General features: G+C 62.0%; 11 protein-coding genes and 3 tRNA genes. 11 read left to right on the forward strand and 3 right to left on the reverse strand.

The annotated features are described in order from the left end of the window. The first annotated feature begins 158 nt into the window (after positions 1-158). The 3 genes from V7714_RS06195 to V7714_RS06205 all read left to right on the forward strand — a co-directional run bounded on the left by V7714_RS06195 (position 159) and on the right by V7714_RS06205 (position 544). Positions 159-235, forward strand: a tRNA-Asp gene (locus tag V7714_RS06195). Positions 236-358: 123 nt separating this feature from the next. Then, a tRNA-Val gene (locus tag V7714_RS06200) sits at positions 359-433 on the forward strand. A 34-nt stretch (positions 434-467) separates the two neighbouring features. Continuing rightward, positions 468-544: transfer RNA gene (locus V7714_RS06205), tRNA-Asp, on the forward strand. A gap of 83 nt (positions 545-627) precedes the next feature. Here the strand turns inward: V7714_RS06205 and V7714_RS06210 are convergent. Then, positions 628-1,482, reverse strand: a complete 855-nt coding sequence (locus V7714_RS06210; RefSeq protein ID WP_335708947.1) for a DUF2306 domain-containing protein — start codon at positions 1,480-1,482, stop codon at positions 628-630. Positions 1,483-1,746: 264 nt separating this feature from the next. Between V7714_RS06210 and V7714_RS06215 the strand changes: the two genes are divergently transcribed. The 7 genes from V7714_RS06215 (at position 1,747) to hrpA (ending at position 10,972) form a co-directional block, all read left to right on the forward strand. Further along, on the forward strand, positions 1,747-2,658 hold the full coding sequence (locus V7714_RS06215) for a LysR substrate-binding domain-containing protein (protein WP_335708948.1): 912 nt from the start codon (positions 1,747-1,749) through the stop codon (positions 2,656-2,658). A gap of 75 nt (positions 2,659-2,733) precedes the next feature. Further along, a complete protein-coding gene (locus tag V7714_RS06220) occupies positions 2,734-3,219 on the forward strand; it encodes a RidA family protein (RefSeq protein ID WP_335708949.1) in 486 nt (161 codons plus the stop codon). Further along, the gene (locus V7714_RS06225) at positions 3,216-3,476 is read left to right on the forward strand and encodes a hypothetical protein (protein WP_335708950.1); all 261 of its coding nucleotides are present in this window, start codon (positions 3,216-3,218) and stop codon (positions 3,474-3,476) included. The genes V7714_RS06220 and V7714_RS06225 overlap by 4 nt, the downstream gene beginning before the upstream one ends. A gap of 89 nt (positions 3,477-3,565) precedes the next feature. Next, complete coding sequence (locus V7714_RS06230; RefSeq protein WP_335708951.1) at positions 3,566-5,431, forward strand: M3 family metallopeptidase; 1,866 nt, start codon at positions 3,566-3,568, stop codon at positions 5,429-5,431. A gap of 96 nt (positions 5,432-5,527) precedes the next feature. After that, positions 5,528-5,986, forward strand: a complete 459-nt coding sequence (locus V7714_RS06235; RefSeq protein WP_335708952.1) for a hypothetical protein — start codon at positions 5,528-5,530, stop codon at positions 5,984-5,986. A gap of 85 nt (positions 5,987-6,071) precedes the next feature. After that, positions 6,072-6,830 (forward strand): ATP-grasp domain-containing protein, encoded by a 759-nt coding sequence (locus V7714_RS06240; protein WP_335708953.1) that lies wholly within the window; start codon positions 6,072-6,074, stop codon positions 6,828-6,830. Between the two features lie 104 nt (positions 6,831-6,934). Then, on the forward strand, positions 6,935-10,972 hold the full coding sequence (gene hrpA, locus V7714_RS06245; protein WP_335708954.1) for an ATP-dependent RNA helicase HrpA: 4,038 nt from the start codon (positions 6,935-6,937) through the stop codon (positions 10,970-10,972). Between the two features lie 26 nt (positions 10,973-10,998). Here hrpA and V7714_RS06250 read toward each other — a convergent pair whose 3' ends face one another. Further along, the gene (locus V7714_RS06250; protein WP_335708955.1) at positions 10,999-11,721 is read right to left on the reverse strand and encodes a substrate-binding periplasmic protein; all 723 of its coding nucleotides are present in this window, start codon (positions 11,719-11,721) and stop codon (positions 10,999-11,001) included. A 205-nt stretch (positions 11,722-11,926) separates the two neighbouring features. Next, entirely contained in the window at positions 11,927-12,985 is a 1,059-nt protein-coding gene (locus tag V7714_RS06255; protein ID WP_335708956.1) for an ADP-ribosylglycohydrolase family protein, read from the reverse strand. 154 nt (positions 12,986-13,139) lie between these two features. Between V7714_RS06255 and V7714_RS06260 the strand changes: the two genes are divergently transcribed. Next, entirely contained in the window at positions 13,140-16,421 is a 3,282-nt protein-coding gene (locus V7714_RS06260) for a S41 family peptidase (protein ID WP_335708957.1), read from the forward strand. Positions 16,422-16,462 lie beyond the last annotated feature (41 nt).

The following is a 16,462-nucleotide window of genomic DNA, read 5'->3' on the forward strand; positions in this document are numbered from 1 at the left end:
GAGCCGGCATTTATATCAGCAAGCCCGGCCAGCCGCCATCGCAGCATCATCTTGTTGCAGGAGTGTTGACACATCCCGAATCGCCATGCTTTAATCCGCCCCCTCGCTGCACGGCACAGCCCGCAACGAGACAGCAGCAGAACAGCTGTAGCAGTTTAGGAGTGGTAGTTCAGTTGGTTAGAATACCGGCCTGTCACGCCGGGGGTCGCGGGTTCGAGTCCCGTCCACTCCGCCAACGTATTCAAGGGTTATTGCCAGGCAGTTTCGCAGTAACCCGGTCAAACAGCGAAAGACTTGACGCGGTTTGATCAGGCGTGATTCAATGCGCGCCTTTCCGAAATCGGAAACAGCAGATTTCGGGCGGTTAGCTCAGGGGTAGAGCACTGCCTTCACACGGCAGGGGTCACTGGTTCGATCCCAGTATCGCCCACCAAGTCAGTGTTGATAGCCGCAAGGCTTGAGACATAGGAGTGGTAGTTCAGTTGGTTAGAATACCGGCCTGTCACGCCGGGGGTCGCGGGTTCGAGTCCCGTCCACTCCGCCAACAATGCAAAAGCCCAGTCGCAAGACTGGGCTTTTTGCTTTTCCACACCTGCACAAGCGCCAGGCCAGCCTCTGCTGACCTATTCAGCGCATCCAGGGTAGCCACATGGCCATGGCTGCGACGGCAATACCCACCAGCATGGCCAAACTCATCACCACCAACAGCCCGGCCACCACCCAGCGCCCCCCGGACCCGGCGCGCGACTGCGCGAAGAAAACCGCCTCCAGCACCGCCAAGGGCAGCAGATAGTTGGCAAAAGCCAGTACATCGAGTGTCGGCCCGGTGCCCGTATCCGGGTCGAAACCGACCGGACCACCACTGGCCATCACCCAGAACATCAGCGCCACCCTGAAGAACCATACCCCGCTCACGACGACAAACAAGCGCAAGGCCCAGCGCCGATGCGCCTCGATATTGCGCCGCCACCCCTCGCGCCAGGCCTGGGCAGCAAAAAACAGGATCAGGCAGGCATTGAGCGTCATCCCCAGATGCAAGGCGAGTTCACCCGCCCTGCCCTGCACCCAGATCAGATAGAGCCCGGCCCCCGCAACCGCCAGCGCCGCCACCACATAGACACGGCCGTTCCAACGGTGCAAGGCAGGCAAACGGCGACGCAGCCAGGGCAGCAGCTGCAGCAATCCACCGGCAATCACCACGGCCGCCAGCATCACATGCATACCCATCATGACATTCGCCAGCGTATCGCCAGGCACATAGCCCCGGGGCACCACCTTGTTCCAGACTTCGAACTGTCCCCGCAGGGCATGCCCCACATAGAACAGCAGCAGATAGGCCACAAACAGCAACTGCCCCAGTAGCACGGTGCCATAACAGGCACGTACAGACCAATCCAGGACGCGCCGCGACAGCGTGTCCGCCCGCCGCCCCATGGCAAGGTGTTGCTCGACAGGTACCGTGACGGATGCTTCCAAGGTCATGATGCACTCCCGCAGGGGTCAAGATAGCCAGCACTATCCGACCCTGACTGCGTGAAATACAGATGCTTAGGACAGAGCGCAGAAAGCGTGAACTGAAATGTCGCAAGCGCCGATACACCGCAGCCTGCCTGCTTATGGGCGCTCCCCCTTGCAGCCCATGATCCACCAAGGCCGCCTCGCACCAGAGCCCACCGGCATCTGCGCACCCCAGGCCTGCCTGCACCAGGCTTTGCCCACGCAGGCCTCTCCCGCCACAATGGCGGCATGCCCAAGCGCCACCTTCCCTCTTTGCATGGCCTACGGGCCTTCGAGTCCGCCGGCCGCCACCTCAGCTTCAGCCGGGCTGCCCTTGAATTGTCGGTCAGCCAGAGTGCCATCAGCCACCATATCCGGCAGCTTGAGGACGAGCTGGGTACACCATTGTTCATACGCCGCACCCGCGCCATCGCCCTGACACCGGCAGGTACAGTGCTGCTGGCCCATGCCAGCCAGGCCCTGGACCTGCTGGCCACCGGAACCCGGGCAGCGCGGGAAACCCAGCGATGCCAGCTGCGCGTCAGCCTGCTGCCCTCCTTCGCCGCCCACTGGCTGATACCGCGCCTGCCGCGATTTCAAGCAGCCCATCCCGATATAGAAATTGTGCTCGACCCCGCCCTGGTCAAAGCCGATATAGGCCCAGGCGGCGTAGACCTGGCCATACGTTATGGCCAAGGAGACTGGCCCGGCAGCGAAGCGCAATTGCTGCTGTGGGAGCAACTGACGCCTGTCTGCAGCCCTGCCTACCGCACCACACTGCCCACCGTACTCCGTCCGGCAGACCTCGCGTCCTGCCCCAGGCTGACCTCTCGCACCCGTCCACCGTCAGATTGGGACAGTTGGGCCGGCATGGCCGGCACCGAGCTACACGGCCCGCTGCACATGCTGACCGACTACAACATCGTGGTGCAGGCAGCGCTCAACAGCCAGGGCATCGCCATGGGCCGCCTTGCCATGCTGGCCGATATCCTGGCCCGCGGCCAGTTGGTGACCTTGATGCCCGATATCGCGGCACGCGGCGAGATTGCCTACTGGCTGCTCACCCACGGCAAGCGATCACCCGCGCTAACGGTGTTCTGCGACTGGCTGCTGGCAGAGGCACAGCAGACCACGCAACGCATGAGCCAGATAGATACATAAGCCGAAAACTACGCGTTTGTCTGCCTATCACGCCACACCTAGCATGGCGCCTGTCATCCATACAGGAGCGCCACCATGCCCAATCTTGCACAACGCCTCGCCGCGCTGGGCCTGACTCCCCCACCGCCCACCCAGCCCTCATCTGAGCACTATGTATCCGCCGTACAGAGCGGCAACCTGCTCTTTGTCTCCGGCCAACTGCCTAAATGGGGCGATGCCCGCTTTCTGGGCCGCCTGGGCGAACAGTTCAACCTGGCCGAGGGCCAGCAGGCTGCGGAACTGAGCGCACTCAATGTGCTGCAACAGCTGGATCAGGCTTTGCAGGGCCAGCTGGACAGGGTCAGCCGCATCGTCAAACTCACGATCTTCGTCGCTGCCACGGCCGATTTCACGCAGCACAGCCAGGTCGGCAACAGCGCCTCGGCCCTGATGATCGCCCTGTTCGGCGAGGCCGGCCGCCACGCCCGGACCACCGTCGGCGTCGCCAGCCTGCCGCGCGGCGCAGCAGTAGAGATTGAAGCCATCGTCGAACTGCAACCTGCTACCGAACAAACCTCATGACCTTCATCCATCTCAAGGTACGTGCTGCCATGCTGGTACATGGCTACGATAGCCAGCAGCAAGAAATCGTCGAGCATGCCGCAGCCACCGAGTTTGCCGACAAACTCATACGCATCGAGCGCATCCAGTCGATTACCGAGCGCTATCTGCTGCTTACCGGCGCCTTTGGACGGATGATGTACTTGGAATACGCGGAAGATTTTGCAACAGTCAAACAGCGGCTGGGTGCGGCCGGGTTGCTGATAGACGCCGATTGAGTTCGCGCTGCGTGTCTACGCGGTGGAATGGGGCTATCCTTGTCTACCCACAAGGTAGCCCCCTTCTACACCAGACCGAGACCCCAGCAGTGGAAAACGCCCGCCTATTCTTCGAGCAGTTGAACCGCGACTACCTGAACGTCCACAAGACCAAGGAAGACCTGTTCTGGACGACCTATATGGCCACCAGCGATGATCACGCCGGTTTCGCCCAGGCTGAAATGGCCTACAAGTCGTTTATCTCCGACCCTGCCAGGCTGCTCGCCACCCGCCAGCACCTTGCCGCCGTCGAGCAGGCACCGGCAAGCGCAGCGCGCGACGCCCTGCTGCATGGACTCCGAGGCTGGGTTGCCCTGTTCGAGAGCAATATCGTCGACAACGACCAGGCACGAGAACTGATGCAGCAATTGGTCGAAGCCGAATCCACCCTATTCAGCCGGCGCAAGGCGTTGGTGCTCAAGCACATCAATGAACAGGGCATAGAAGAAGAAGCCACCCTGTCCTCGCTGGCGACCAATATGTCGCTCAACCCGGTCGAAGCTCGCCGCCAGTCCTCATTCGCCGCTTTCCGTGGCCTGGAAGAATGGGTATTGGCCAATGGCTTTCTCGACATCGTCAAGCTGCGCAATCGCTTTGCCCAGGCACTGGGCCACCGCAACTACTTCGACTACAAGGTCCGCAAGAACGAACAGATGTCCAGCGAGACCCTGTTCAACATACTGGACGACTTTGTAGCCCGCACCGATACCGCCAACCAGCGTGCGCTGCTTGAGCTCAAGGCGGCCAAGGGTGAAACCGCACTCGCCCCGTGGAACCTGCGCTTTCACATGAGTGGCGATGTCGTCAGGCAGATGGACCCCTACCTGCCTTTCGGCCGTGGCCTGCTGCGCTGGGTAGAGAGCTTCCGCCGGCTCGGCATACGTTACCGTGGCGCCACCCTGCAGCTGGATCTGCTGGATCGCAAGGGCAAGTACCAGAATGGCTTTTGCCATGGTCCCATCCCCACCTACTACAACGAGCAGGGGCAGTGGGTAGCCGGTCAGATCAACTTTACCGCCGAGGCCAAGCCCGACCAGGTCGGCAGCGGCTGGCGCGCACTCAACACCCTGTTCCATGAAGGCGGTCACGCGGCGCACTTTGCCAATGTGGCACAGAACTCCCCCTGCTTCTCGCAGGAGTTCGCCCCCACCTCCATGGCCTATGCCGAAACCCAGTCCATGTTCTGCGACAGCCTGCTGGATGACGCAGACTGGCTCAAACGCTATGCCCGCAATGCAGCAGGCGAAGCCATGCCGGATGCCTTGATCCATGCCCGCATCGAATGCAATCAACCCTTCCGCGCCTTTGCCGAGCGCGGTATCGCGGTGGTTTCGTACTTCGAATCGGCGCTATACCAACTAGACGACGCCAGCCTGACCCCAGAGACCGTGCTGGCACTGGCCCGCAGCACAGAGCTGCGCATCCTGGGCGTGGAAGGCCCTCGCCCGCTGCTGGCCATCCCCCATCTGCTCAACCAGGAGTCTGCCGCGGCCTATCACGGCTACCTGCTGGCCAATATGGCGGTCTACCAGACACGCGCCTATTTCCTGAACCGCTACGGCTACCTGACCGACAACCCCGCCATCGGCCCCCTGCTCACCCAGCACTACTGGGTGCCGGGCAACAGCATCAACCACAACGCCACCCTGCTCAGCCTCACCGGCGAGGGCTTCTCGGCACGCTACCTGGCGGATGACTGCAATATGACGGTAGCGGAAGCCTGGACCCAGGCCCAGGCCAGCATGGCCGCCGCCGCAGAACGTCAGTACCCACAGGATTACCCGGACAATCTCGATGCCCACATCCGCATCGTGCATGGCGCCGAGATACTGGCCGACAGCAGCGTGTCCGAAGCGGCCATGTGCCAGCAGTTCGAGCGTTGGGTAGGTGAGCATTACGCCACACCGGTGCATTAACGGTAACGCAAGCAGTGCTAAATACGCAGCAACCCTGAAGGGCGAATCGCCAATTCGCCCTTCCGCAATGAATCATAATTTTTCAAAGTCTTACCCATGATCGACCCCTATTCCGTCAGCCATCACGCGGCGCAACCCTCCCCATCCAGCCGTTTCGATCTTCCAATACTCGCCACGTTCTGTATCACTATCTCTGCATTATTTGCAGTAGTGATGCTGCTGGTCATAGCTAAGACCTCGCTGACGCTCCTGCAGATGGGACTATCCTTTTCCGTGCCAGTCATTGCTCAGCACATCCAGTACGGTGCTATCTTCTATGCGTTCTGGTGTGCCATGAAAAAACAGCACAGCCCGGCAAAGCCCTTGATACTGGCGGTACTGATGACCGTTCCAGCAGCCATGCTTCAGCGCTATGACTTGATCAATAACGGAGGTCTGCCACCGATCCTGGTTGCTGCACCTATAATCTTGGGCCTGATAACCCTCCCCGCGCTTGCCTCTTGTGCTAGGCAGGCCAAAAGACCGCACGCACGCCAAGATCAACCCAAGGCATGACCTGCCTCGTTTCAGCCTCGCACGGTTTGCCGTTCGCACCACCGGTGCGCAAGGCACGCCCGCCAATTAGCAACACCGCCAACGCATGAACCAGCCCACATTGATACTCACCCCTCGCTACACCGAAGACGCGCAAGCGCTGTGGCGAGCGGCCAACCAACTGGGCTGGCATGTTGAGCGCCTGAGCAGTTGGCGTATCCCCGAGACCTACCTGTCCCTATCCGAGCCCGTGCTTTATCTGGAAGCCTTGTTTGGCCCGACACTAGCCGAGCAAATGGGCGTGACGCTGTTGAATCCGCCTGAGGACTGGCTAGTTACGCTGCCAGACCGCTATCGAAAACGCCAGATAAGCATAACGTCCCTAGGTGTCGCCAGAGATCGAACCGAGCCTGCGTTCATCAAGCCCCCGAACGACAAAAGTTTTGTTGCCAAGGTCTATACCGGCGCTGACTTGCCCAGCGATCTACCAGAGGAAATGTCAGTACTGGTCTCCGAAGTCGTCACTTGGGAGAGCGAGTTCCGGTGTTTTGTCCTGAACAGACAACTCCACACTTACTCCATTTACGCCCGCCTAGGCGAGCTACAGGATGAGTTGGGCTACCAAACCACGGCCGAGGAGCAACTAGCCCTGGAGCACTTCATGGCGGAGTTGCTGCTAGACATGTCCGTCCCTTTACCCGAGGCTATCGTCGTCGATGTGGGTTACATCCAAGGGCGTGGGTGGGCATGCATAGAGCTCAATGCCGCATGGGGCGCCGGCATCTATGGTTGCGATCCAGTCAAAGCACTTGCAGTAATCCGATGCGCCTCCCAGTCCCAGCAAAGGTGTAAAGCCGCGGAATAGTCCAACAGGAAGCAGCGGCCGACATCCGACCTTTTGCTTTCAGCAAGGCAGCAAGCAGCGAACCCCGCTAAAATCGCGACTTGCTTGAATAACCTTGTGTATCCATGTTTCCTGCCCAGCTCGACCTCGCCTTACAAACCTGCCTGCTCCGCGATCACCATGGCTTGCGCCAGAAGGCGCGCAACCTGCGTGAGCGCAGCAAGCAAAAGCAGCCTGTCGACAAGCAGGAAACCGAGCTGAACCAGGCCATCGCGCTATCACAGGCCAAGTATGCCGCCCGCCTGGCGCGGCTGCCCAAGCCCGAGTTTGACGATTTCCTGCCGGTCAACCAGCGGCGGGACGAGCTGCGTGCGGCCATCTCGGCCCACCAGGTGGTCATCGTCTGTGGCGAAACCGGCTCCGGCAAGACCACCCAGCTACCCAAGATTTGCCTGGAGCTGGGACGGGGCCTGGCAGGCCTGATCGGCCATACCCAGCCACGCCGCCTGGCCGCGCGTACCGTGGCCACCCGTATCGCACAGGAGCTCAAGACCGAGATTGGCGACACCGTAGGCTACAAGGTGCGCTTTACCGACAAGTCCTCCGAGCTTAGCCTGGTCAAGCTGATGACGGACGGTATCCTGCTGGCCGAAACCCAGACCGACCGTTATCTCAGCCAGTACGACACCATCATCGTCGACGAGGCGCATGAGCGTTCGCTCAATATTGATTTCCTGCTGGGCTTCCTCAAGCAATTGCTGCCCCGGCGGCCTGATCTCAAGGTCATCGTCACCTCCGCCACCATCGATGCCGACCGTTTCAGCCAGCACTTTGACGGCGCACCGGTAATCGAGGTATCCGGCCGCACCTACCCGGTGGAAGTCCGTTACAAGGAGCTGCGCAGCAAGGACGAAGATGACGCCGACCTGGAGATGGAAGAAGCCGTGGTCGATGCCGTGCAGGAGTTGTGGCGTCATGATGGCGCGGGCGATGTGCTGGTGTTTCTGCCTGGCGAGCGCGAGATACGGGAAACAGCCGAAGAACTCCGCCGTGCCAAGATCATGGGCGCCGAAATCGTCCCGCTGTTTGCCCGCCTGTCGGTCGAGGATCAGCAAAAGGTCTTCAGGCCCAGCAACGGCCGGCGCGTGGTGCTGTCCACCAATGTGGCGGAAACCTCGCTGACGGTGCCCGGCATCAAATATGTGATCGACTCCGGCCTTGCCAGGATGAACCGCTACTCGCCACGCGCCAAGGTTGAGCAGCTGCAGATAGAGAAAATCTCCCAGGCCAGCGCCCGCCAGCGCGCCGGTCGTTGCGGCCGGGTGGCCGCCGGCGTCTGTGTACGCCTTTACGCCGAGAAGGATTTCAACGCTCGGCCCGCCTTTACCGACCCGGAGATCCTGCGCTCGTCCCTGGCCGCCGTCATCCTGCGCATGCAGGCCCTGCGCCTGGGTAAGGTAGAGGATTTCCCGTTTCTGGAAGCGCCATCCGGCCGCCTGATCGCCGATGGCTACGCCCTGCTGCACGAGCTGGGCGCGGTGGACGAGCAAGGGGTACTGACCCGCCTGGGCCACGAACTGGCCCGCCTGCCCATCGATCCCAAGATAGGCCGCATGTTGCTGGCAGGCCGTGATGAAGCCTGCCTGCCGGAACTGTTGATCATCGCCTCGGCACTGAGCATACAGGATCCGCGTGATCGCCCCTTCGAGGCGCGCGACGCCGCCGACCGGGCCCATGCCAAGTTTGCCGACGACAAGTCCGACTTTGTCAGCCTGCTCAACCTCTGGCATTTCTTTGAGCAGGCACTCAAGCAGAAACAGTCCAATCGACTGCTGGTGCAGGAGTGCCATAGCAACTTCCTCAGCTATCTGCGCATGCGCGAGTGGCGCGAGCTACACAAACAGTTGGCCGATATCGTCGAAGACATGGGCTGGAAGGCCAGTACCACACCGGCCCCAGCACCTGCAGCGGCCAAGCCTGGCGTGCCCGAACTGCCCAAGAAGGCGGAAAAGGAGCGTGCACAGGCCGCGCAGCAGCAATACGATGCACTGCACCGCGCCTTATGCACCGGCTTGCTGGGCCAGATCGGCATGAAACAGCCGGACGAGGACGAATACCTGGGCGCCCGTGGCATCAAGTTCGCCGTCTTTCCAGGCAGCGCGCTCAAGAAGGCGCGGCCCAAATGGGTGGTCAGTGCCGAGCTGGTTGAAACCACCAAACTCTATGCCCGCTGCGTGGCGGCCATCCAGCCGGAATGGCTGGAAAAACTGGCCAACCACCTGGTCAACCGCGATTACTTCGAACCGCATTGGGAAGAAGGCATGGCCCAAGTGGTAGCCAGCGAACGGGTCACCCTCTATGGCCTCCCGGTGGTGGCCAGGCGCAAGGTGCACTACGGCAGCGTCAACCCGGTCGAAGCACGCGAAATCATGATCAAGGAGGGCCTGGCCGGGCGTCGCTTCAACACCCGCGCAGCCTTCTGGCAGCACAACGAAAAGCTGATCAGCGAGATCGAGGAACTGGAGCACAAAGCCCGCCGCCAGGACGTGCTGGTTGACGAGCAGGTGCTGTTCGACTTCTACGACCAGCGTATTCCAGCAGACATCGTCAATGGCCAGGGCTTCGATGCCTGGCGCAAACAGGCCGAGAAGGAGCAGCCGCAACTGCTGTTCCTCAGCCGCGACGACCTGATGCGCCATGCTGGCGAGAGCATAACCGAGCAACAGTTCCCGCCCACCCTGGTGCTGGATGGCGTGGTGCTGCCCCTGGCTTACCGCTTCGAGCCCGGCCACCCGCTGGACGGCGTGACCGTGCAACTGCCCCTGCACCTGCTGAACAAGGTTAATGGCGCTGCGTTCGACTGGCTGGTGCCAGGCCTGATACGCGAAAAGATCACCCATCTGGTGAAATCGTTACCCAAGAGCATACGGCGCCTGTGCGTACCGGTGCCCGAATTCGTGACCCGCGCCATGGTCACGCTGGACAAGGCCGACCATCGCGCCCCCCTGTTGCCGCAGTTGGCACATGCAGTAGGCCGGGGCATAGGCCAGCCGGTCAGCCTCGATGAATTTGATCTGGATGACCTGCCAGGGCATCTGCGCATGAACATCCGGGTGGTCGATGACGCCGGCCAGGAACTGGCCAGCGGGCGTGATCTGGTGGCATTGCGCACCCAGTTGGGCGAAGCGGCGCAGATGACCTTCCGCGAGGTGGCAGCCACACCGGCGGCACCTGCCGCCAAGCCTGGCAAGGGCAAGGCTGCCGCCCAGGCCGAGCCTGCCAAGCCGTCAGCCCATGGCCCGGCAGTGGAAAAAGACAATATCAGCAGTTGGGACTTTGGCGACCTGCCCGGCAAACTGACCTTTGAGCGCCATGGCGCCAAGCTCACGGGCTACCCCGCCCTGGTGCCCCACGAGTCCGCCTGTGCCATAAGGCTGTACGATACCGAAGCCGCCGCCGAGCAAGCCCATCGTGCCGGTGTGGTGAGGCTGATGCAGCTGGAGCTGAAGGAGCAGGTCAAGCAACTGCCCAAGTGTTTTACCAACTTTACCCAGACTGCCCTGCTGCTACGCAGCATGGCGGATTCTGACAGCCTGATGGACGACCTGGTGGCCTGTGTCTGCGATCGCGCCTTTATCGGCGACGATGCGCTGCCACGCAGCAAGAAAGAGTTCGACAACCAGAAGCAACGTGCCAAGACGCGCCTGCCCGCCGTGCGCGATGCTGCCTATCGGGTACTGCAGGAGGTCGCCACCGATCAGCAGCAATTGCAGGCCCTGCTGAGCAAGCCGGTGCGTCTGCAAAGCGAGCTGAAGCAGCAGCTATCCCGCCTCGTCTACAAGGGCTTTCTGGCCGCTACGCCGTGGGAGCAATTGCCCCATCTGCCCCGTTATCTCAAAGCCATCAAGCTGCGGCTGGAAAAATACAACGCCAATCAGGCGCGCGACGCCCAGCGTGGCGAAGAGCTTGCCGTGCTGTGGGCGCGCTGGGAGAGTGAGCAGGACAAATGGCGCAAGCTGGGCCGTGATCCGGCCCCGCTGGCGCCATTCCGCTGGATGCTGGAGGAACTACGGGTAGGCCTGTTCGCCCAGGAGCTGCGTACCCCCTACCCGGTATCGGTGAAACGGCTCAACAAGATCTGGGAAGACCTGATCAAGCAATAGTGCGCGACGCCAGTCCAGCAACCGTATTACTGGTACTTCTTCATGATGGCCTCGTAGCTGCCATCCGCCCGCATCTTCTTCAAGGCGGCATTGAAGCTGTCGCGTAGTGCCGCATCCCGGAAAGCAACCTTGTAGGGGGTAGGTGGAAACAGCTCGTGGTAGGTCACCGGCTGGCTAGTATCCACCCCCTCTTTCTTGGCGGCGGCATTGAAATACTTGAAGATGTTCCTGTCGCCCACCACCACATCCGCCCGGCCGGTAAACAGCAGCATATTCTGCTTCACCTGCTGCGCATGCTCGCCATAGCGCTTGTTGGCGGCCGCCATGGCCTTGAACTTGTCGCCCAGGTACACCGTCGCGTTCTGGAAGGCGGCAACCGAGTACTTACCCAGTTCATCCACGCTGCCTATCTTGTAGCCATTCTTGCTCAGGCTCACGGCAAAGTTCTGATACACGATGTGCGAGTCAGAAAAAGCCGCCTTGATGCCCGATGACTCATTCACCGTGATGGCCGCATCCACCGAACCATCCTGCATGGCTACCGGTACACGGGCAAAAGGCAGGTAGACAGGCTTGATGGTATGCCCGGCTGCGGCCAAGGCCTGCGCCACCACATCCAGCTCCATGCCCTTGTTCTGCTCCTGTATCACATACGGCGGCAACGACAGGCCCACCGCCACTTTGACTTCTGCAGCCCAGGCCTGGCCACCCAGGGCCAGTCCCAAGACCATTGCGATGCGCATTTTCATTGACGCTCTCCGTGTGACAGATGATCAAGATCCCTTCGAATATATAGTCGGCTTCAGCCTGCAGCGGCAAGGTCACGCGCCCAGCAGGCCGAGACCAGACAAGGGCGGGATAGGGCATCGGTCCGGTGAGTGCCTGCTGCTTCAGGCTGTATTGGCGCCTGCCCCATCCGTCATCCATCAACAATGGGGGCTCATAGACAGGCGCTCAGTAGGGCGGCAAGAGGCGGCGCAAGCCGTGGCCCAATACCAGCAGCAGAAACAGCAGATTCCGTAGCAGTGCCAAGGGCCAACAAGGGTAGAGGCTGCCTTCATGGCCACCGCGCGCCAGCGCAATCGCCAATCGGGACAGGCGCTGCTGGTTCCAGGGCCAATCGCGCAAAGCGGCACAGCGCGCAGGCGGCAGGCCCTGCACGCCCACACCGGCACCGACCAGTCCACCGACCAGCGCAGCGGTGCTGTCTACATCACCGCCACTACGGATAATGTCTTCCAGCGCCGCATCCAGATCCTGCGGGTGCGAGAGCCAGGCATGCAGTGCGGCCGCCACGGTGTGAACCACATATCCGAGTACACCCCGTTGCCAGCCCTGCGCGGCACAGAAAGCCTGGGTGCGCTCACCCTTGGCGACACTTTCGAACATGGCGCGCATCAGCATCCTGAAATCCGCCATGCCTTCGCCATCCTGCTCCAGCACGGGTGCCAGCAGATGCGCCAGTTGCAGCGGGTCGCTACTGCCCTGGCTGGCCTGGGCTGCGGCCAGCGCAATGCAATGCGCCCCCGCTTCAGCACGGATATCGGTATGGGTCAGGCGGGTGCTGCGGGCGAGATGCTCGGCCAGCGTGTGGGGTTGCCGCGCCAGATAGACGCCGAGTATGGCAGCGCGCATGGCCGGCCCATTGCCGGCGGAGTGAACACCGTTACTGCCCGGCGGTATGCCCAGCCAGAGTTTCCACAAAGCGCGTCCGGTTGCCCAGCCGACCCCTGCGGGCAGCGCGGCTATCCAGAGGCGCAGCCGCCATGCCAACACCCGTTCAAACCGGTCTACATCTCCCCGGCTCCTGAGCAAGGCCTGGGCCGTCAGTGCCGCATGCTCGGTATCGTCCGATACCAGTGCCAGCCCAGGAAAAACCCGAAAGCGCAGCGGCCCTGGGCTCAGCCTGGCCAGGCGGCGCGGACTCAAACCCTCATAGGCCAGGCCCAAGGCATCACCTATCGCACCACCCAGCAGGCAGCCGGCCAGGGCTTGTTCACGGCGCTGTTGCATGGCAACACCCTCTGCGAGCGGATTATATTCAGCATAGCTGCCACCATTCATCCCGCCAAACAACAAACCGTCGCAGGTCTTGGTCATGGGGCGTACAGGCCGTGTACCATGCGCCGCGTTGTCACCAGATATCGATAAAAAAGGGAGAGCAGCAATGCAGTTGTCGCGTATCTCGCTGGCGCTAGCCGGCTTGCTGGCCACCGTGCCGGCCCTGGCGGCCAGCAATGGCTATTTCCGGTTTCCTGCCCTGCAGGCCAATACCGTGGTGTTCACCGCCGAGGGTGACCTGTGGGCCAGCAATGTCAGCGGTGGCAATGCCCGCCGCCTGACCAGCCACGCTGCCGAAGAAACCCGGCCAGCCCTCTCCCCCGATGGCAAGTGGGTCGCCTTCTCAGCCAACTACGAGGGCGCCACCGAGGTCTACCTGATGCCGCTGGCCGGTGGCCAGCCCAGGCGTCTGAGTTTCGAGAACACCCGCGCCACCACCTTGGGCTGGACCGCACAGGGCGAAGTGCTCTACACCGCCCAACACAGCAGCGGCCCCTCGTCGCTGCGCGTCGTGACCCTGGTCAACCCCAATACCGGCGACAAGCGGGTACTACCCTTGGCCGATGCCAATGACGCCGTGCTCGATGAAAAGGGCGAGTATGTCTACTTCGTCCGCTTTGGCCTGGTCAGCAGCAATGACAATGCCCGCCACTATCGCGGTGGCGCACTGTCGCAGCTGTGGCGCTTCAACCTGAAAAACGGCAAGGAAGCCGAGCGCATCGGCCCCGCCAATCGCAACCTGCGCCGCCCCATGTGGTGGAACGGCCGGCTGGTGCTGATCAGCGACAGCGATGGCCGCGACAATCTCTGGAGCATGAAGCCCGATGGCACCGAGTTGCAGCAGTTGACTCGCCATGCCGAATTCGACATCCGCAGCGCCAGCCTGGACAGCGGCCGCGTGGTCTACCAGCTGGGTGCCGACTTGCGCCTGCTGGATATCGCCAGCCGCCGCGATGAAGCCCTGGACATCAATCTGGTCTCCGATTTCGACCAGATGCGGCCGCGCTGGCTGGACAAGCCCCTGCGCTATGCCAGCAGCACGATACTGTCACCCGATGGCGAGCGTGTAGCCGTGACCGCCCGTGGCCGCACAACCTTGGCCAGTACGGGCCTGCTGCGCCGCATCGATATACAGCAACCTGCCGGTGCGCGCCTGCGCGAAGCCACCCTCAGCCCCGATGGCCGCTGGGTCTACGCCATTGCCGACAGCACCGGTGAACATGAGATCTGGCGCTTCCTTGCCGACGGCAGCGACGGCGGCAGTGCCTTGACCAGCGATGGCAATACCCAGCGCTTTGGCATCTATCCCTCACCCGATGGCAAATGGCTGCTGCACAACGATAAGCAGGGCCGCCTCTGGCTGCTGGACCTGGCGACCCGAAAAAACGAACTCATCGATGATGCCAGCCGCGATGGTGTCGATGAGCATAGTGACATCAGCTGGGCACCGGATAGCCGCAGCATAGCCCTGGTGCGTGGCACCAATGCGCGGCAAATGAACCAGATAGGCCTGTACAGCCTGGAGAGCCGCCGTATGCACTGGCTCAGCAGCGACAAGTACAACAGCCAGGCCCCTGTTTTCAGCCCCGATGGCCGCTGGCTGTGGTTCCTGTCGGACAGAAATTTCCAGGCCACCAATCGCGGCCCCTGGGGCGACCGCAATACCGGCGCCTATTTTGATCGCCGCACCAAGGTTTACGCCCTGGCCCTGCAAGCCGGCAACCGCTTCCCCTTCCAGCCCAAGGATGAATTGCAGAACGCCAAGCCCGGCGGTGACGACAAGCCTGCCGACAAAGCCGCCAGCAAGCCCGCCGAAGGTAAGGAAACCAAGTCTAGCCAGCCCGCCATACAGTACGAAGGCCTGGCCGATCGCCTGTATGAGGTGCCTGTTGCACCGGCCAACTACCGTGACCTGGCCGTGGACGGCAAGCGGCTCTACCTGCTGGAGGCCGAGGGCAGCCGTAACGATCTGAAGACGCTGGCCATAGACAACACCGGCCCCAAGCCAGAAGTGTTCGCAGCCGACATCCATAGCTTCGCCCTGTCGCAAGATGGCAAGAAGCTCTGGTATCGCAAGGGCAATAACGACAATCCCGAAATGTTCATCGTCGATGCCGGCCCCAAGGCGCCGGGCGATTTGAGCAAATCTGGCGTACGCCTGGGCGATTGGAGCTTGCGCATAGACCCGCGCGAAGAATGGCGCCAGATGTATCACGACGCCTGGCGCATGCATCGCGACTCGCTCTACGACCGCCAGATGCGTGGCGTAGATTGGGTTGCCAGTCGCAAGAAGTTCGCCCCGCTGGTCGAGCGCGTCACGGACCGCAGCGAACTCGATGACGTGCTGGCCCAACTAATCGGCGAAGTAGGCTCGCTGCACTCGCAAGTCGGCGGTGGTGATATGCGTCGTGCCAGCGATGGCGCCAACGCCGCCGGCCTGGGCGCCGTGCTGGAGCGCGTGGCCAATGGCTGGGAGGTCGCCCGTATCTACCGTACCGAGGCCGAACTACCCAGCGAGCGCTCTCCCCTGCAGGCGCCAGGCGTGGATGTACGCGAGGGCGATATCATCGTCGCAGTCAACGGCAGGAACAGCGCCGAGACGCGAGACTTCTCCGACCTGCTGCGCAACCAGGCCGGCCAGCAGGTGCTGCTGGAAGTCCGTCGCGGCAATGCAGCAGTGCGCCGCGTGATCGTCACCCCGGTCGATGCCAGGCAGCAGGCGGCACTGCGCTACAACGACTGGGAACAAACCCGCAAGGAGACGGTGGAGAAGGCCAGCAATGGCAAGCTGGGCTACCTGCACCTGCGCGCCATGGGTGCCGGCGATATGGCCAGCTTTGTGCGCGAATTCTATGCGCAGTACGAGCGTGATGGCCTGATCATCGACGTCCGCCGTAACAATGGCGGCAATATCGATAGCTGGGTCATAGAAAAACTGCTGCGCCGGGTCTGGGCCTTCTGGGCACCGCCGGGCGTTACGCCTTATGGCAATATGCAGCAGGCCTTCCGTGGCCACCTGGTGGTGCTGACCGATGCCCTGACCTACTCCGATGGCGAAACCTTTGCAGCCGGCGTACAGGCTCTCAAGCTGGGACCGCTGATTGGTACGCGTACCAGCGGTGCCGGTGTCTGGCTATCCGATCGCAACACCCTGGCCGATGAGGGCATCGCCCGGGTGGCCGAGAATGCGCAGTTCGGCGTAGACGGTAGCTGGCTGGTTGAAGGCGTGGGGGTACAGCCCGATATCGAGGTCGATAATCCACCGCACGCCACCTTCAAGGGTGAGGACAAGCAGTTGGAGACCGCCATCAACTACCTCAGGCAGAAACTGGCCAGCGAGCCGATCAAGCCGCTGAAAGCCGGCGCCATCCCGCCACTCAAGCCCTGACCACGGTATCTGGCACCTTAACCGCCACCCCGCCCCATTCC

The sequence above is a fragment of the Chitinimonas sp. JJ19 genome, from assembly GCF_036961565.1.
In the GTDB taxonomy this organism is placed as follows: domain Bacteria; phylum Pseudomonadota; class Gammaproteobacteria; order Burkholderiales; family Chitinimonadaceae; genus Chitinimonas.